Below are 16955 nucleotides of genomic sequence, written 5' to 3'. Positions count from 1 at the left end.
CCGGATCTTTTTCACCAGTGGTTGATTCTCGTTCGGATTGCGGGCTGAGGAGAAAGCTTTCATGCAGAAAAAACTCATTGCTGAGTTTCTTGGGACGTTTTGGCTCGTATTCGGCGGCTGCGGCAGTGCGATCTTCGCAGCGGCATTTCCGAGCCTCGGTATCGGTTTTCTAGGTGTAGCCTTTGCGTTTGGTCTGACCGTGCTGACCATGGCTTTTGCCGTCGGCGGCATATCGGGAGGGCATTTCAACCCGGCTGTTTCGGTCGGCTTGACGGTTGCCGGCCGTTTTCCCGGCGGGCAGCTTATCCCCTATATCATCTCGCAGGTGATTGGCGCGATCGTCGCTGCGGCGGTGCTTTATCTGATTGCAAGCGGCAAGGCTGATTTCCAGCTCGGCGGCTTTGCAGCGAACGGCTACGGGGAGCATTCTCCAGGCGGGTATTCCATGGTGTCGGCATTGGTAGCCGAGATCGTGCTGACGCTGTTTTTCCTGGTCGTGATTCTTGGTTCGACGAGCAGCAAAGTACCGGCCGGCTTTGCGCCGATCGCCATTGGCCTGGCGTTGACGCTGATCCATCTGATCTCGATCCCGATCACCAACACGTCTGTCAATCCGGCCCGCTCGACGGGGCAGGCCTTGTTCGTCGGCGGTTGGGCCTTGCAGCAGCTTTGGCTGTTCTGGGTTGCTCCTATCGTCGGCGGAGCGCTGGGCGGCCTTGTCTGGAAACTGGTCGACGACAGCGAGTGATATCGTTGTCATTTCGAAGCTTTGAGCCCCGCATCGAACCATCGATGCGGGGCTCATTGTTTAAAAAAATCTAAATGTAGCGATTTCAAAAGTAGCAACTCCATGATTCTAATGGCAGAATTCTTTAAGCCGGTTTGATTCGAAGCATTCGATCATCGGCAGAGCGGTCGAAAGTTAACGAAAGTAAACGCTTCATTAACCTTAATGTCGTTCTAATCAGCCTATTGAAAACGGGGCGAGAATCGCTTTCAGGCGAGGCCCGCAAAAGCAAAGCAGAGACCGTGAGGTCGGGGGTATTGATGGGTGGCAAGCATGTCGCTGTCCTTTTGGGCGGATTTTCCTCGGAAAGGCCGGTCAGTCTTTCCTCGGGAAAGGCATGCGCCGATACCCTGGAAGCTGAAGGCTTCCGGGTTACCCGCCTCGATGTGGATCACGATGTCGCCAGCCGCCTGGCCGAGTTGAAGCCCGACGTGGTCTTCAATGCACTGCATGGTCCTTTCGGGGAGGACGGCACCATTCAGGGCATTCTCGAATATCTGCAGATTCCCTATACGCATTCCGGTGTGCTTGCCTCGGCTCTCGCGATGGATAAGTCCCGTGCGAAAACGGTTGCCGCTGCGGCTGGCGTTCCGGTTGCCGGCTCGATCGTCATGAGCCGCTTCGGTATCTTTGGCCAGCATCCGATGAAGCCGCCTTACGTCGTCAAGCCGGTGCGCGAGGGGTCGAGCTTCGGTGTCGTGATTGTCAAGGAAGATCAGGCGCATCCGCCGCAGATCGTTACGTCTTCGGAGTGGCGTTATGGCGACGAGGTGCTTGTTGAGCGTTATATCCATGGGCGTGAGCTGACTTGCGGCGTCATGGATGGCAAGGTTCTGGGCGTTACGGAAATCGTGCCGCTCGGCCACAGCTTCTATGATTACGATGCCAAATACGCCAAGGGTGGGTCAAAACATGTCTTGCCGGCGGAAATTTCACCGAATCTTTACCAAAAGATACAAACATTATCGTTAAGGGCGCATGAAGCTATCGGCTGCCGCGGTGTTAGTCGATCTGACTTCCGTTTTGACGATCGCTTTTCCGAAGAGGGCGAACTTGTCTGGCTGGAGATCAATACCCAGCCGGGCATGACTCCTACCTCCCTGGTGCCTGAAATGGCCGCTCATGCCGGCTACTCTTTTGGTGAATTTCTCCGGTGGATGGTGGAGGACGCGTCTTGTTTGCGCTGACGGTCAAAAATATGAGGCGGTCCCGTCATCGCGTCCCGCTCGCCATCGACGACGTCGAGGATGCGTTCGTCCTGCCGCGTCCGCTGCGCCGCGCCGTTCGCTTTTTGGTCAGCCTTGGTTCCGGCCGCATCAATATTCCCGCGCACACGGGCACGGTTTCGGCCTTCGTCCTCTTTGCTGCGACCGGCCTCTACGGCATGTCCGTCGGCGGCCACAGCCAGGCTGTTGCGGAGGCGACGACCTCCGCTGCCGGTTTCGCCATCGAGGATGTGAAAGTTTCCGGCAACGACGAGACCTCGGAAATCGAGATCCTGCAGCTGCTCGGTCTCGACGGCACGACCTCGCTCGTCGCTCTCAATGCCGATGCTGCCCGCCAGAAGATCTCGAATCTCCCCTGGGTTCAGAATGTCGAGGTCCGCAAGGTCTATCCGAGAACCGTGGTGGTGAAGCTGAAGGAGCGCAAGGCCTATGCCATCTGGCAGCATGGCTCCGAGCTTTCGCTGATCCAGAAGGACGGCAGCGTGATCGCTCCGTTGCGCGACAACAAATTTGCAAAGCTGCCGCTCTTCGTCGGTCGCGACGCCGAGACTGCGGCTGCCTCCATCGATGATCAATTTGCCAAGTGGCCCGATGTCCGCAGCCATGTGAAAGCCTTCGTGCGCGTCGCAGGCCGCCGCTGGGATCTCTATCTCGACAATGGCGTGATCATCAAATTGCCGGAGGACAATGTCGACGGTGCGCTTGCTCGACTGACTAAGCTCGACAAGGACGAGAACCTTCTGCAGCGCGACATCGCCGCCGTCGATCTCCGTCTCGATGATCGCACCGCGATTGAATTGACTTCGGATGCCGCAACTCGCCGTCAGGCCGCCGTCGACGCAAGAAACAAAGCTTTGAAGAAAGCAGGGCAGGATACATGAGCTTATTCGGTTCGTCCCATTTCGGCCTGCCTCGGTTGAAGCCGCTGTCCTCGAAGCGGTCGCATATCGTATCGGTTCTCGACATCGGCTCGACGAAGGTCGTCTGCATGATCGGCCGGCTGACTCCGCGTGAGGAGAGCCAGGTTCTGCCGAACCGCACGCACAATATCGAGATCATCGGTATCGGCCATCAGCGTTCCCGTGGCATCAAGACCGGCGTGATTGCCGATCTCGACGCTCTGGAAGGTGTTGTGCGGCTTGCCGTCGATGCTGCCGAGCGCATGGCTGGCCTTACCGTCGACAGTCTGATCGTCAACGTCTCGGCTGGCCGTCTGGGCAGCGATATCTACACGGCGACCATCGATCTCGGTGGCCAGGAAGTGGAAGCCAACGATCTGAAGAAGGTTCTGGCTGCGGCGTGCCAGCAGTCGATCCGCCAGGAGCGTGCGGTGCTGCATTCGCTGGCAACGGGCTACTCGCTCGACGGCGAGCGCGGCATCCGCGATCCGCTGGCAATGTTCGGTGACGCGCTCGGCGTCGATATGCATGTCGTGACGGCAGAGCGCGCGGCGCTTCGCAACCTCGAGCTCTGCATCAACCGGGCGCATCTTTCGGTCGAAGGCATGGTGGCGACACCCTATGCCAGCGGTCTGGCAGCGCTCGTCGACGACGAAGTCGAGCTCGGTTGCGCCGCGATCGACATGGGCGGCGGTACGACGACGATTTCGGTTTTTGCCGAAGGTAAGCTGGTGCATACCGATGCCGTCAGCCTCGGCGGTCATCACGTCACCACGGACCTCGCGCGCGGTCTTTCCACCCGCATCGAGGATGCGGAGCGGCTGAAGGTCGTCCATGCCTCCGCTCTGGCGAATTCTTCGGAAGAGCGTGAACTGATTTCCATCCCGCCGATCGGCGAAGATGAGCGTGACCAGCCGACGCAGGTGCCGAAGGCGCTGGTGTCGCGCATCGTCAAGGCTCGTATCGAGGAAACCCTCGAGCTCATTCGTGATCGCATCCAGCGTTCGGGCTTCAGCCCGATCGTCGGCAAGCGCGTCGTCCTGACCGGCGGCGCGAGCCAGCTGACCGGCTTGCCCGATGTGGCACGCCGCGTTCTTGCCCGTAACGTCCGCATCGGTCGTCCGATGGGCGTGTCCGGTTTGCCGACGGCAGCCAAGGGGCCGGCTTTTTCGACGGCGGTCGGTCTGATGATCTATCCGCAGGTCGCAGACATGGAAACACATGCGCCGAGCAGCGGTCTGCTCTCGTCGTTTGGAGGTAACAACAGCCGGATCGGCCGTGTCGGCCAATGGCTGAAAGAGAGTTTTTGAGTGCCTGATCCCGGAATTCAGTCCGGGGCAAGCGTCAGGCAAGTGAAATCGAGTGAATTGGCCGGCGTGGCGATGCGGCCATAAAGAGAAGGAACGGGTACAATGACTATCAAGCTGCATAAGCCAGATATCACCGAGCTTAAGCCGCGAATCACCGTGTTCGGTGTCGGCGGCGGTGGCGGCAATGCCGTCAACAACATGATCACGGCAGGCTTGCAGGGCGTCGATTTCGTCGTCGCCAATACCGATGCTCAGGCGCTGACCATGACGAAGGCGGAGCGGATCATCCAGCTCGGCGTCAATGTCACGGAAGGTCTCGGTGCCGGCTCGCAGCCGGAAGTCGGCCGTGCAGCTGCCGAAGAGTGCATCGATGAAATCATCGATCACCTCAACGGTACGCATATGTGCTTCGTTACCGCCGGCATGGGCGGCGGCACGGGCACGGGCGCCGCTCCGGTCGTCGCGCAGGCGGCTCGCAACAAAGGCATCCTGACCGTCGGCGTCGTCACCAAGCCGTTCCACTTCGAAGGCGGCCGCCGCATGCGTCTCGCCGAACAGGGTATCCAGGAACTGCAGAAGTCGGTCGACACGCTGATCGTCATCCCGAATCAGAACCTGTTCCGCATCGCCAACGACAAGACGACTTTCGCCGACGCGTTCTCGATGGCCGACCAGGTTCTCTATTCGGGCGTCGCCTGCATCACCGATCTGATGGTGAAGGAAGGTCTCATCAACCTCGACTTCGCCGACGTCCGTTCGGTCATGCGCGAAATGGGCCGCGCCATGATGGGTACCGGCGAAGCTTCCGGCCAGGGCCGTGCGATGCAGGCCGCCGAGGCTGCCATTGCCAATCCGCTGCTCGACGAGACCTCGATGAAGGGCGCGCAGGGCCTGCTGATCTCGATCACCGGCGGTCGTGACCTCACTCTGTTCGAAGTCGACGAAGCCGCGACCCGCATCCGCGAAGAAGTCGATCCGGACGCCAACATCATCCTCGGCGCCACCTTCGACGAATCGCTCGAGGGCATCATCCGCGTTTCCGTCGTTGCAACCGGTATCGACCGCGCGATGAACGAAGCAGCCGACAGAGGTATGGAATTCCGCTCTGCCGCGAAGCCGGCTATGCGTCCTTCCGCGGCCGCCGCTCCGGCAGCGGCCGCAGCTCAGCCTGCCCACGTCGCGCAGGCCCCAATCGCACAGGCTGCCGCTCCGGCTCCCCGCACCGTGGATCCGGTTGCCCAGACCATTCGTGCAGCAGAGGCCGATCTGGAGCGCGAGCTGGAATTCCAGATGGGTCGCCAGGCTCACGTCCAGCAGCAGCCGGCAATGCAGCAGGCCCCGGCGGCGGAGGATAACTTCCGTCCGCAGAGCCGTATCTTCGCCGCAGCTCCGGAAGCTCAACCGGTCCGTCAGGCCCCGGTTCAGCCGCAGCCGGCACCGGTCATGCAGCAGCAGCCGATCATCCGTCAGGCTCCCGAGCAGGTCCGCATGCCGAAGGTCGAGGACTTCCCGCCGGTCGTCAAGGCCGAAATGGAACACCGCGCCCAGCCGGCAGCCACCCCGGCCACCGAAGAGCGCGGCCCGATGGGTCTGCTGAAGCGAATCACCAATTCGCTCGGCCGTCGCGAAGAAGATCCGGCTTTCGACGACATGATGGCTCCGACGAACAATGCCGCTCCGCAGCAGCGTCGTGCGCCATCGCCGGAGGCCAGCCTCTACGCTCCACGTCGTGGCCAGCTCGACGATCACGGCCGCCAGGCTCCGCAGGCACGCATGGCGAGCCACGAGGACGACCAGCTCGAGATCCCGGCCTTCCTGCGCCGCCAGTCGAACTGACCCGATGCTGAACGACCTTTTAATAGGTTGCTAACCATACTAATGAAATCCGGGGCCGAAAGACCCCGGATTTCCTTATTTTAGACCTGTTGCCATATCTTGGATTCTCCAACGAATTCAATTGACTGCTTTCGTAACAAACCGAAAGAAACAGTGATTTGGAATGCGGTGATCCCGCGCGTATGTAGATACCAAGCGAGCCTGCGGAATCACATTCGGCAATGAATGCATGTGACATTCGCGGCACAGTTAACAGACTGAACCGGCGATAAAGGGTAAGGGTCCGAAGATGACCGCCCGGCCTGGATCAGACAGACGAAGGCAGAATTATATGGCAATCGGATTGCTTGGTTTTCAGACCACCATTGCAAACCCTGTGACACTTTCGGGTATCGGCGTGCATTCCGGCGCCGACGTGTCGATCACCTTCTATCCCGCCGAGGCCGGCACCGGTGTCGTTTTCCAGCGCCTGCACGACAATGGCGACGTGACCGAACTGCGCGCCGTTTCCTCGCAGGTCGGCAATACGGATCTCTGCACGGTTCTCGGCTTTTCTCCGGCGCGCTCGATCGCGACGGTCGAACACGTCATGGCGGCAATCTATGCGATCGGCCTCGACAATGTCGTCGTCGAGGTGACTGGCGCGGAAATGCCGATCATGGACGGCAGCTCCTATCCTTTCATCGAGGCCATCGAGCAGACCGGCATCGTTTCGCTCGGCGTCAAGCGCCGCTACATTCGCGTTACCAAGCCGGTGCGGATCGAAGCCGGCGGCTCCTGGTGCGAGTTCCGCCCCTATGACGGCACGCGCTTCGAGGTCGAAATCGATTTCGAATGCCCGCTGATCGGCCGCCAGAAGTGGGAAGGCGACCTGACCGCCAAGACTTTCAAGGCCGAACTTTCGCGTGCCCGCACGTTCGGTTTCATGCGTGATGTCGAGCGCTTGTGGGCTTCGGGCCATGCGCTGGGTTCGTCGCTGGAAAACTCTGTCGTCATCTCCGACGACAACACGGTCATCAACGTCGAAGGGCTGCGTTACGCAAAGGACGAATTCGTTCGTCACAAGACGCTTGATGCCGTCGGCGATCTGGCTCTGGCGGGCGCTCAGTTCATCGGCTGCTACCGTTCCTATCGCGGCGGCCACCGCATGAATGCGAATGCGCTGAAGGCGTTGCTCGGCGATCCCAGCGCCTATGATGTCGTCGAGACGTCCGCGCCGCGTCAGCGCGGTCACAGCCGTGAATTCATCGCGGTCAACGCTCCCGAATTCGCTCCTTGGTCGGCGTAATCTTTCGAGGTTCGAACGAGAAAAAATGCCGCTCTGATGAAGGGCGGCTTTTTTTTGACAGGAGACTCGCATGGTTTACCGTCGGCCATCGCATCATATCTCGATAACGCGGACCGATATGGGAATCTCCTGTTAAAACAGGCATTAAAGGCTGCGGATATGCCGCCTTTGCCACAAAAATGCGTTAATGCATCATCAATGCGTTGCCCTGATAGTGTTTTTGCGGCTAGAAACGCCAGCGAGAGAACGCCGTCTCCGCAACGACGGCTATGGGACAGTCATCCGATGGGTTTTGCAAGGTCTGAACGCATGAATATCACAGCACGGGCTTTGCTCGTATCGCTCCTTCTGGCCGGTACCGGTGCGGTGGTGACGGGTTGTAATACGAAAAAGGACATCGACATCACCAAGCTCGGTGTCGATACCGATCCGCCGGAGATGCTCTATAACCAGGGCCTTGCCAACATCAAGGCGGGCAATATGACTGAGGCCGGCAAGAAGTTCGATGCCATCAATCAGCAGCAACCTTTTTCGGAATGGGCTCGCAAGGCGCTCGTTATGAGCACCTTCGTCAAGTACCGCACAGGTCGCTATGACGAGGCGGTGCAGACCGGCAATGCCTATCTCAAGCAATATCCAGCGTCGGAAGATGCGGACTACGTGCAGTATCTGGTCGGCTCTTCCTACGCCAAGCAGATCGTGGACGTGACGCAGGATCAGCGCGCAGCACAGCAGACGATCGAGGCAATGACCAAGCTCGTCAACAATTATCCGAAGTCGCAGTATGTCAGCGACGCGCAGGAAAAGATCCGCTTCGCCCGCGACCAGCTCGCCGGCAAGGAAATGCAGATCGGCCGTTACTATCTGGAACGCAAGGATTACCTTGCTGCCATTTCGCGCTTCCGTGTGGTGGTGGAGCAGTATCCGACGACCAACCAGATCGAGGAAGCGCTGGCGCGCCTCGTCGAAGCCTATTATGCGATGGGCATCGTGCCTGAAGCGCAGACGGCGGCTGCCGTTCTCGGTCACAATTATCCGGACAGCCGCTGGTACAAGGATTCCTATCAGCTGCTGCAGAAGGGTGGCGTGGAGCCGAGCGAAAACTCCGGTTCGTGGATTTCCAGAGCGGGCAAGAAACTTCTTCTTGGGACGTGAGATTGAGCGCAGATGCTGATCCAGCTTTCGATCCGCGATATCGTTTTGATCGAGCGGCTGGATCTTGCCTTCGAGTCCGGGCTTTCGGTGCTGACCGGCGAGACGGGTGCGGGCAAATCCATCCTGCTTGATAGCCTTTCGCTGGCCCTCGGCGGGCGTGGCGATGGCGGTCTCGTGCGCCATGGCGAGGACCGCGGCCAAGTGACCGCGGTTTTCGATGTCGGCACCCAGCATCCGGCCCGCAGGCTCCTGCGCGAAAACGGCATCGATGACGATGGCGACCTGATCTTCCGCCGTGTCCAGTCAGCTGATGGCCGTACCAAGGCCTTCGTCAACGATCAGGCGCTCAGCGTCCAGCTCATGCGCCAGATCGGGCAGCTTCTCGTCGAAATTCACGGCCAGCACGACGATCGTGCGCTCGTCGATACGGATGCGCATCGTACATTGCTCGATGCCTTCGCGGGTCTTGCCGACGAGGCACAGGAGGTCGGCCGGCTTTACAGGGTCTGGCGCGACACCGATCGCACCTTGAAGAAGCATAGGGAGCAGGTGGAGAAGGCCGCACGCGAGGCGGATTATCTGCGTGCTTCCGTCGAGGAGCTGGAGAAGCTCTCACCGCAGGACGGCGAAGAGGATGAACTTGCCGAGAAGCGCTCGCGGATGATGAAGGCCGAGCGCATCGCCGGCGATATCGCCGAGGCTTCCGAATTCCTCAATGGCAATGCATCGCCCGTGCCGCATATCGCATCGCTGGTGCGCAGGCTGGAGCGCAAGAGCCATGAAGCACCCGGGCTGCTGGAAGATACGGTCGCGCTGCTCGACGCCGCCCTCGACCAGCTTTCCAACGCGCAGATGGAAGTAGAGGCCGCGCTGCGCAAGACGGAATACGACCCGCGCGAGCTGGAGCGGGTCGAAGAGCGCCTGTTTGCACTACGGGCCGCCTCCCGCAAATATTCGGTGCCGGTCACCGAGCTGCCGGCATTGGCCGAGCGTATGGTTTCGGAGCTTGCCGATGTCGATGCCGGTGAAGAAAGGCTGGCGCGCCTTGACGGCGAGCTTGCCGCCGCCAAGGCGGAATATGATGTGGCCGCGCGCGGCCTGTCGGAGAAGCGCCGCCATGCCGGCGAGGCGCTTGCCGGGGCCGTCATGGCGGAATTGCCGGCACTGAAGCTCGAGCGGGCACGGTTCATGGTGGAGATATCAAGCGATCCCGAAGCCGGGACGGCCGATGGCATCGATGTCGTCGAATTCCATGTGCAGACCAACCCCGGCACACGTCCTGGCCCTATCACCAAGGTCGCTTCCGGTGGAGAGCTGTCGCGTTTCCTGCTGGCGCTGAAGGTGGCGCTCGCCGATCGCGGCTCGGCGCCGACCCTCGTCTTCGACGAAATCGACACAGGCGTCGGCGGCGCGGTTGCGGATGCGATCGGCCAGCGGCTGAAGCGTCTTTCCGATCGCGTGCAGGTGCTGTCCGTCACCCATGCGCCGCAGGTTGCCGCACGCGCCGCGACTCATCTGCTGATCTCCAAGGGACCGGTTGCGGACGGCTCGGAAAAGATTTCCACACACGTTGCGACGATGGAGCCGAAGGACCGCACCGAGGAAATCGCCCGTATGCTGGCAGGCGCTTCTGTTACCGAAGAGGCTAGAGCCGCCGCCAAGCGCTTGCTGGCCGGCAACGGCTGATCGCCAGGGGCTCTCGTCGCCGGGTTTTCAGATTCTGTGTGGAATGGATGCCCACCACGCCAGCGCTCAGGCAAATTTGAAGCCCCGGAAAACGCGATCTACCTGTGACTGGCCTTGAGCATTCCCGCTTTTCTTCAAATCGCGAAAACGCCCGTCCTTTCCCATTTGCGCAATCCGGACGGAAAACCGTTATGCGCTTTTTCCGGAACAGCTTCAGAGTCGGCACTTGGGATCAATCATATCCTCGGCGGAGCCGTGGAACTTGTTTGCTCCCCTTATCCTCGCAAGAATATAGAAGCCGTGCTGCCCGTCCGGCAATGTTGCGCTGAAGACGCCGACGACCAAGTTTTTCATGTTCGAGCGGGCTCCATCGACACCGTCTGCGACAAGCTTCAACGGATTCAAATCGGAGAGGTCATCGGCCGCATGGAAGGTCGCCCACCAACCGACGTTTGTCCCCAGGCTTGTGAACCGGTCATTTTCAATTTCCGTAGCATGGGTCTTCAGCAGCGCATGAAAGCGAGGCGTCTCGCAGCCCATGTGGATATGCAGCCGATCTTGCGTGCGCCAACTGGCAGCGTTTATCGCCAGCGCAAAATTCGGTCGCGTAGCTTTCGTTGCACGCGGATCGATTGACGACAGCTCTCTCCATGCTTCGTCAAAATAGTTCGGCGCTCCGGCTGTCAGAAGGCGTGGATCCTCGATGCCGGGCACGTCGGCCAACGGCGCAAGAATGGTCCGCTCCTTATCGGTCGGCTCGCGAAGAACGACGTAGGAAGACAACGGATCCTGCGCCTGAACTATCTTGAGGCACGGATACGGCGATCCCGTCAGGGTAGAATTGACCTCGCAGGCACTAACGACCAGCCCCAAAGCAGAGCGGCTGACGAACGAGCTCATGATCACGACTATGATAACAAGAGAAACAGAGAGAACGGCAAGACGATGCTTCATGCGCGATTTCGAATTTCTGCTGACGACCCGATCATTTCCGGAGACACCTTGCTCTGATGATAGCTTACCTTAAATCCCTTGCGATAGACGCGGAAGAGCTGCCGGCCGCAGGAATTCGATGACGGTTTCCATCACGGCTGGCCGAACGCTGATATTTCCGGCATCCTTGTGATAACATTGCGTTCATGGCGTAAAGTTGTCGTGAATGCCACCGTAACGATTATTCGCGGCCGCGATTGAGTTCCGTATTTTTCCATTTGTTTTTACGTTCTCCGCATGGAAAACCGCTTCGCACTTTTCCCGGAAGTGCTCTAAAACATCTCCGAAATCGGGGAGTGTAGATTCATGAGCACCGAACAGAAGCCGGTGGAAAATTTGAGCGAAGAGGAAGCGGCCGCAGCGCTGGCTTATCTGGCCGCGGAGATCGCGCGCAATGACGCGCTTTACCATGCCAAGGATGCGCCTGAGATTTCGGATGCGGATTATGATGCACTGAAGCGGCGCAACGACGCCATCGAGGCCCGGTTTCCTGCACTGGTCCGCGCCGACAGCCCTTCGCGTCGGGTGGGGGCAGCACCATCGGAGACCTTCGCGCCCGTCGTTCATGCAAGGCCGATGCTGTCGCTCGACAATACGTTCTCACAGGAGGATGTGGAGGATTTCGTATCCAGCGTTTATCGTTTCCTCGGCCGGCTGCCCGACAATTCGATCGCCTTCACCGCCGAGCCGAAGATCGATGGTCTTTCGATGTCCATCCGCTATGAGAATGGCCGGATGGTGAGTGCCGCGACGCGCGGAGACGGTACGACGGGCGAAAATGTCACCGCCAATATCAGAACCATCAAGGAGATCCCTCAGATGCTGCCTGCGGGCGCGCCCGATGTCGTCGAGGTGCGCGGCGAGGTCTATATGGCCAAGAGCGATTTCCTGGCGCTCAACGCGCAGATGGAAGCCGAGGGTAAACAGACCTACGTCAATCCGCGCAATACCGCAGCAGGCTCCTTGCGCCAGCTCGATGCGAAAGTGACGGCGAGCCGCAAGCTGAAATTCTTCGCCTATGCGTGGGGCGAAATGTCGGACATGCCGGCCGATACGCAGTATGGCATGGTGCAGATCTTCAAATCCTGGGGCTTCCCGGTCAACCCGCTGATGGAGCGGCTGAGCTCGGTCGCCGACATTCTCGGTCATTACGAGGAGATAGGCCTGAAGCGGCCCGATCTCGATTACGATATCGATGGCGTCGTCTACAAGGTGGACAGCCTGGAACTGCAGGCCCGGCTCGGTTTCCGTTCGCGTTCGCCGCGTTGGGCAACGGCACACAAGTTTCCGGCGGAGCAGGCGTTCACGCGTCTGGTCGGCATCGATATCCAGGTCGGTCGCACGGGAGCGTTGACGCCGGTCGCGCGCCTCGAGCCCATCACCGTCGGCGGCGTGGTCGTGACCAATGCGACGCTGCACAATGCCGATTACATCAAGGGCATCGGCAACAAGGGCGAGCCGATCCGCGATGGCCGCGATATCCGCGTCGGCGATATGGTGATCGTGCAGCGGGCAGGGGATGTCATCCCGCAGATCGTCGATGTCGTCATGGAAAAGCGCGAGCCGTCGAGCGTGCCCTATGAATTTCCGAAGGTGTGCCCGGTCTGCGGCAGCCACGCAGTGCGTGACATCAACGAGAAGACCGGCAAGGTCGATGCTGTCACCCGCTGCACCGGTGGTTTCATCTGCCGCGCGCAGGCGACCGAGCATCTCAAGCATTTCGTCTCCCGCAATGCCTTCGATATCGACGGGCTGGGGTCGAAGCAGATCGACTTCTTTTTCGAGAGCGAAGATCCCGCCCTGCAGATCAGGACTGCGCCGGATATCTTCACTTTGGAAAAGCGTCAGCAGGCTTCGCTTGCGAAGCTCGAGAATATCGAAGGCTTCGGCAAGGTGAGTGTCGGCAAGCTCTATGCCGCAATCAACGAGCGGCGGCAGATCGCCCTGCATCGCTTCATCTTCGCGCTCGGCATCCGCCATGTCGGCGAGACGACGGCCAAGCTTCTGGCACGGTCCTACGGCACCTATGAAGCCTTCGAAACGGCGATGAAGGAAGCCGCACCGCTTGCTGGCGATGCGTGGAACGACCTCAACAATATCGAGGGCATTGGCGAGGTGGTGGCGCGGGCGATCGTGGAATTTTACAAGGAGCCGCGCAATATCGACGTGATCACGAAGCTGCTGGAGCAGGTGCAGCCGCAGGAGGCCGAACAGCCGGTGACATCGGGCAGCCCCGTAGCCGGCAAGACTGTCGTCTTTACGGGTTCGCTGGAAAAGTTCACGCGCGACGAGGCCAAGGCGACGGCGGAGAGCCTCGGCGCCAAGGTTTCCGGCTCGGTGTCGAAGAAAACCGATATCGTCGTGGCGGGGCCTGGGGCCGGTTCGAAGCTTGACAAGGCTCGGGAATTCAACGTCCAGGTCATGACTGAGGACGAGTGGCTGGACTTGATCGGCAGATGACGGATAGCGGCGGAATCTCGATCCGCCGCTCCTTTATTGCTCAGAATCTCAGCCGCGCCATCGTGAATGCATCCACATATTCGCCGTTGCGGAAACCGAAGGCTCTGAGCCGGCCCTCGGTTTTGAACCCGAATTTTTCATAGAGCCCGATCGCCGGCGCATTGTCGATATAGACGGTCAGTTCCAGGCGCTTGATCGCCAGCCAGTTGTCGGCGATATCGACAAGGGCTCCCAGCAGCGCGGAGCCGATGCCGCAGCCCGTATAATCGTCATGCACGCCCATACCGATGCTGCCACTGTGAATCCGCCGGCCGGCCAGGCGATTCAGACCGGCATTGCCGACAATCTGTCCGTCAAGCACCGCGACAAGGCCGGTCGAGTTGGGCGGCGACTTCTCCAGCCATTGCCGTGTTTCCTCGACGCTTTGAAAGGGCAGGCGAAGCGTGCCGGCCCGGAAGCCGGGAAGATTGGCGATCGCCGCGATTCCTTCAGCATCGGACGGGCATGCGGCGCGAATCTCGACTGCACCAATCTTGCCTGACCGTCGTTTGGCTTGATCTTGCTCCTCGAACGACATGGGCTCTCCTTGATATTGATGAGGAGAGCAAGGAGGCTGCAACCCTGCTCACCTTGGCAGGGTTGAGATGGATCGCAGTCAGCTCAGCGCAACACAGCTTCCACTCGCCCTGCAAAGGGAGAGATAGTGTGAAAGTGCATCATAGTGGCGCGGTTTGCGATCATGGGTGGATAATCCGCTGCGATGCAAAGATTGTCAATCGCTCGTTGCATGCATCCGTTGCCCGAACTGCCGGGGCATCAAGGCGAGAGAAGATGCAGCGTTCCCACTTATCGCTTGACAGGCAACCATTTGGTTGCCTATAAAATGAAAAAAAGGCAACTGGGTAGTTCCGTATAAATGGATGACGATGCAGTCTTCAAGGCGCTGGCGGATGTCAGCAGGCGACAGTTGCTCGACAGGCTCTACGAGCGCAACGGGCAGACTTTGAACGCACTCTGCGAAGATCTGGACATGACCCGGCAGGCGGTGGCCAAGCACCTTGCCATTCTGGAGGAAGCCAATCTCGTCTCCTCCGAGAAGCAGGGGCGGGAGAAGCTGCATTTCATCAACGTGGTCCCGATCAACGGCATTGCGGAACGCTGGATCAACAAGTTCGAACGCCGGCATTTGAGCGCACTCTCCGCTTTGAAGAAGGCGCTGGAAGACGAGGGCGGCCGGTAGCTCCGGCAGGCAGATCAATCAAACAGGGAGAAATGACATGACTGGCAGCAAATTCGTCTACGTCACCTTCATCCGCACCACGCCGGAAAAGCTCTGGTCTGCGCTGACCGGGCGTGAATTCATCAGGCAATATTGGTTCGACATGGTCCACGATACCGACTGGAAGGTCGGGTCGCCATGGAAGATGCTCTTTTCGGATGGCCGTGTCGCCGACACGGGAGAGATCGACGAGTTCGATCCGCCACGGCGGCTTGCCATCAAATGGCGCAATGAGTGGCGCCCGGAACTGAAGGCCGAAGGCTGGTCGCGCTGCGTGATGGAGCTCGAGCCGGCGGAGGATGTCGTGAAGTTGACGGTTACCCATGCGATCGAGGTCGAGAATTCCAAGTTCATCGAAGCCGTTTCCGGTGGCTGGCCGAAGATCCTGTCGAACCTCAAATCGCTGCTGGAAACCGGAGCGGTCGTATTTAGCCAGAAGTGAGGTGGCGTCCCTCTACTCTCGATGCGGGCGCCGTTGCTTCGGCGGCAGCGCCCGCATGCCAGCTGCACCCGCACCTCCTGATCGATGTAGGCGGCAAGATGATCCGCTCCATCTTGCATCGCTCATCGGTCATCTTACTTTAGCGGTGCCGCTCGCGCTCCCGGCGGCTTTTGTTGGAGAATGATCGATGCGTTCACCCAAATTCTTTGCCGCTATTGCCGTTTCGCTTTTGGCACTCGCGCCTGTTTCCGCTTCCGCCGAGGTGGTCGGCAAGGTCGGTGTAGACTGGACGGGCAATGATATTCTGGTCGATGCCGTGGCGGACCCGGAAGTCTCGGGCGTGACCTGCCATGTAACCTATTTCGATCGCAGCGTTATCGACCGGCTGCGCAAGGGCAACTGGTTCGAAGATCCCTCCAACAGTTCCATTGCCTGCCGCCAGACCGGCCCGATCGAGATCGGCAATATCAGTCTTTCCGAAAGCGGCGAAGAGGTGTTTCGCGCCGGGCTGTCGCTCGTCTGGAAGAAGCTGGTCGTAACCAGAATCTACGACAAGAAGAACGATACGCTGGTCTATCTCATCCATTCGCGCCAGCTGACGGATGGCTCCGCCAAGATGGCAATTTCGACAATCCCCTTGTTTGGTCAGCAGGTTACGTGGAAGAACGGCAAACCGAAATAGAGGTATTTTGATGCCTCACAAATGCTCAGCGGACGGATAATACCAAAAAAAGTCTTACTCTTGGGTTGCTGAGTTCCTTTTAGTTGCTTTCGGTTTGCACCTTTTTGATGCAATTCTGGATGCGGACACGGAGGCGACTCTTGCCCCTGTTCACGGCCTGCAAGACCGGCATCATGGCTACACCCCAGCCAAAGTCGGTTACAAAAAAACGACCGCCCTGGAGCCGAGCTCTGGGGCGATCTGCTTTTATGCACCAAACTATTGAAATCAGGCGGCTTGGGCGAGCTGATCCGCGATGACCGTATCGAGGTTGAGGAAACAGACCATGGTCTTTTCCAGTGCCACGATGCCGCGGCAGAAGGCGCGCTGTGTTTCCGGGATGATTTCCGGCGCCGGCTGCAGATCTTCGCTCTTGATGGTCATCATGTCGGATACCTGTTCGACCAGCAGACCGACGAGCTTGCCCGCAATATCGGTCACGATGATCGCCGAACGCTCCGATGGTTCCGTCATTTTCATGCCGAGGCGGCAGGCCATGTCGATGACGGGGATCACTGCGCCCCGCAGGTTGATGAGGCCGAGCACGTAAGGCGGCGTATGCGGCATCGGCGTGACCGGCGCCCAGCCGCGGATTTCGCGGATGGCCATGATGTCGATGCAGAATTCCTGATCGCCGAGATGAAAGGAGACGATCTCCAGATAGGCGCCCGATTGCTTGATGGCGTTCGTCATGTTCGATGGCTTCCCGATTGGCATCGCCGGCAAGCGACGCTCGCGATTGAAAAGATGAGATCGGCTGAAGCGGCTTGGGCAGCGGCAGCGTCCGGAGCTTCGGGGCAAAGTGCCTGGCGTCCGGCGGGCGTCATGCCCTTCTGAGATAAAGTAGTTTGCCGCGCTTTCGGGCGGCGAGCG

The 16955-nt window shown here is 59.5% G+C and carries 15 protein-coding genes; 12 read left to right on the top strand and 3 right to left on the bottom strand.

Annotated elements, in window-relative coordinates:
* Positions 1-61: 61 nt before the first annotated feature.
* From aqpZ to recN, 8 genes are all read left to right on the top strand, one after another.
* Positions 62-748, top strand: a complete 687-nt coding sequence (gene aqpZ, locus Q4Q11_RS04605) for an aquaporin Z (protein ID WP_113336979.1) — start codon at positions 62-64, stop codon at positions 746-748.
* 299 nt (positions 749-1047) lie between these two features.
* Positions 1048-1974: a D-alanine--D-alanine ligase gene (locus Q4Q11_RS04600; protein ID WP_498568784.1), complete on the top strand. Its 927-nt coding sequence runs from the start codon at positions 1048-1050 to the stop codon at positions 1972-1974.
* Positions 1962-2894 (top strand): cell division protein FtsQ/DivIB, encoded by a 933-nt coding sequence (locus tag Q4Q11_RS04595; RefSeq protein WP_113336977.1) that lies wholly within the window; start codon positions 1962-1964, stop codon positions 2892-2894. Before Q4Q11_RS04600 ends, Q4Q11_RS04595 begins: the two co-directional genes overlap by 13 nt.
* On the top strand, positions 2891-4222 hold the full coding sequence (ftsA, locus tag Q4Q11_RS04590) for a cell division protein FtsA (RefSeq protein ID WP_069612528.1): 1332 nt from the start codon (positions 2891-2893) through the stop codon (positions 4220-4222). The genes Q4Q11_RS04595 and ftsA overlap by 4 nt, the downstream gene beginning before the upstream one ends.
* 102 nt (positions 4223-4324) lie before the next feature.
* Positions 4325-6058, top strand: a complete 1734-nt coding sequence (gene ftsZ / locus Q4Q11_RS04585; RefSeq protein ID WP_498568783.1) for a cell division protein FtsZ — start codon at positions 4325-4327, stop codon at positions 6056-6058.
* Between the two features lie 331 nt (positions 6059-6389).
* Complete coding sequence (gene lpxC, locus Q4Q11_RS04580) at positions 6390-7346, top strand: UDP-3-O-acyl-N-acetylglucosamine deacetylase (RefSeq protein WP_112510270.1); 957 nt, start codon at positions 6390-6392, stop codon at positions 7344-7346.
* Between the two features lie 285 nt (positions 7347-7631).
* Positions 7632-8501: an outer membrane protein assembly factor BamD gene (locus Q4Q11_RS04575; RefSeq protein ID WP_498568782.1), complete on the top strand. Its 870-nt coding sequence runs from the start codon at positions 7632-7634 to the stop codon at positions 8499-8501.
* A gap of 12 nt (positions 8502-8513) precedes the next feature.
* Complete coding sequence (gene recN / locus Q4Q11_RS04570; protein WP_498568781.1) at positions 8514-10187, top strand: DNA repair protein RecN; 1674 nt, start codon at positions 8514-8516, stop codon at positions 10185-10187.
* A gap of 213 nt (positions 10188-10400) precedes the next feature.
* Here the strand turns inward: recN and Q4Q11_RS04565 are convergent, their stop codons facing one another.
* Complete coding sequence (locus Q4Q11_RS04565; RefSeq protein ID WP_113216286.1) at positions 10401-11141, bottom strand: CDP-diacylglycerol diphosphatase; 741 nt, start codon at positions 11139-11141, stop codon at positions 10401-10403.
* 345 nt (positions 11142-11486) lie between these two features.
* On the opposite strand from Q4Q11_RS04565, the gene ligA reads away from it, so the two are divergent.
* Complete coding sequence (gene ligA, locus Q4Q11_RS04560; protein WP_498568780.1) at positions 11487-13640, top strand: NAD-dependent DNA ligase LigA; 2154 nt, start codon at positions 11487-11489, stop codon at positions 13638-13640.
* A 40-nt stretch (positions 13641-13680) separates the two neighbouring features.
* Here ligA and Q4Q11_RS04555 read toward each other — a convergent pair whose 3' ends face one another.
* Positions 13681-14217, bottom strand: a complete 537-nt coding sequence (locus tag Q4Q11_RS04555; RefSeq protein WP_498568779.1) for a GNAT family N-acetyltransferase — start codon at positions 14215-14217, stop codon at positions 13681-13683.
* Positions 14218-14556: 339 nt separating this feature from the next.
* Between Q4Q11_RS04555 and Q4Q11_RS04550 the strand changes: the two genes are divergently transcribed.
* The 3 genes from Q4Q11_RS04550 to Q4Q11_RS04540 all read left to right on the top strand — a co-directional run bounded on the left by Q4Q11_RS04550 (position 14557) and on the right by Q4Q11_RS04540 (position 16043).
* On the top strand, positions 14557-14880 hold the full coding sequence (locus Q4Q11_RS04550; protein WP_113216283.1) for a winged helix-turn-helix domain-containing protein: 324 nt from the start codon (positions 14557-14559) through the stop codon (positions 14878-14880).
* 37 nt (positions 14881-14917) lie between these two features.
* A complete protein-coding gene (locus Q4Q11_RS04545; protein ID WP_113216282.1) occupies positions 14918-15361 on the top strand; it encodes an SRPBCC family protein in 444 nt (147 codons plus the stop codon).
* A gap of 187 nt (positions 15362-15548) precedes the next feature.
* Positions 15549-16043, top strand: coding sequence for a CreA family protein (locus Q4Q11_RS04540; RefSeq protein WP_112510251.1), 495 nt, complete (start codon positions 15549-15551; stop codon positions 16041-16043).
* 267 nt (positions 16044-16310) lie between these two features.
* Here Q4Q11_RS04540 and Q4Q11_RS04535 read toward each other — a convergent pair whose 3' ends face one another.
* Positions 16311-16775, bottom strand: a complete 465-nt coding sequence (locus tag Q4Q11_RS04535) for a chemotaxis protein CheW (RefSeq protein WP_112510249.1) — start codon at positions 16773-16775, stop codon at positions 16311-16313.
* Positions 16776-16955 lie beyond the last annotated feature (180 nt).

Source organism: Rhizobium sp. UFLA01-1127 (genome assembly GCF_059803845.1).
This window is presented reverse-complemented; position numbering and strand designations above follow the sequence as displayed.

Bases quoted from the DNA above. Each gene is read 5' to 3' on its own strand.
- aqpZ (WP_113336979.1), top strand. From the start codon at position 62: ATGCAGAAAAAACTCATTGCTGAGTTTCTTGGGACGTTTTGGCTCGTA.
- Q4Q11_RS04565 (WP_113216286.1), bottom strand. From the start codon at position 11,141: ATGAAGCATCGTCTTGCCGTTCTCTCTGTTTCTCTTGTTATCATAGTC.
- ligA (WP_498568780.1), top strand. From the start codon at position 11,487: ATGAGCACCGAACAGAAGCCGGTGGAAAATTTGAGCGAAGAGGAAGCG.
- Q4Q11_RS04575 (WP_498568782.1), top strand. From the start codon at position 7,632: ATGGGTTTTGCAAGGTCTGAACGCATGAATATCACAGCACGGGCTTTG.
- Q4Q11_RS04535 (WP_112510249.1), bottom strand. From the start codon at position 16,775: ATGACGAACGCCATCAAGCAATCGGGCGCCTATCTGGAGATCGTCTCC.
- ftsA (WP_069612528.1), top strand. From the start codon at position 2,891: ATGAGCTTATTCGGTTCGTCCCATTTCGGCCTGCCTCGGTTGAAGCCG.
- Q4Q11_RS04555 (WP_498568779.1), bottom strand. From the start codon at position 14,217: ATGTCGTTCGAGGAGCAAGATCAAGCCAAACGACGGTCAGGCAAGATT.
- lpxC (WP_112510270.1), top strand. From the start codon at position 6,390: ATGGCAATCGGATTGCTTGGTTTTCAGACCACCATTGCAAACCCTGTG.
- Q4Q11_RS04550 (WP_113216283.1), top strand. From the start codon at position 14,557: ATGGATGACGATGCAGTCTTCAAGGCGCTGGCGGATGTCAGCAGGCGA.
- recN (WP_498568781.1), top strand. From the start codon at position 8,514: ATGCTGATCCAGCTTTCGATCCGCGATATCGTTTTGATCGAGCGGCTG.
- Q4Q11_RS04540 (WP_112510251.1), top strand. From the start codon at position 15,549: ATGCGTTCACCCAAATTCTTTGCCGCTATTGCCGTTTCGCTTTTGGCA.
- ftsZ (WP_498568783.1), top strand. From the start codon at position 4,325: ATGACTATCAAGCTGCATAAGCCAGATATCACCGAGCTTAAGCCGCGA.
- Q4Q11_RS04600 (WP_498568784.1), top strand. From the start codon at position 1,048: ATGGGTGGCAAGCATGTCGCTGTCCTTTTGGGCGGATTTTCCTCGGAA.
- Q4Q11_RS04545 (WP_113216282.1), top strand. From the start codon at position 14,918: ATGACTGGCAGCAAATTCGTCTACGTCACCTTCATCCGCACCACGCCG.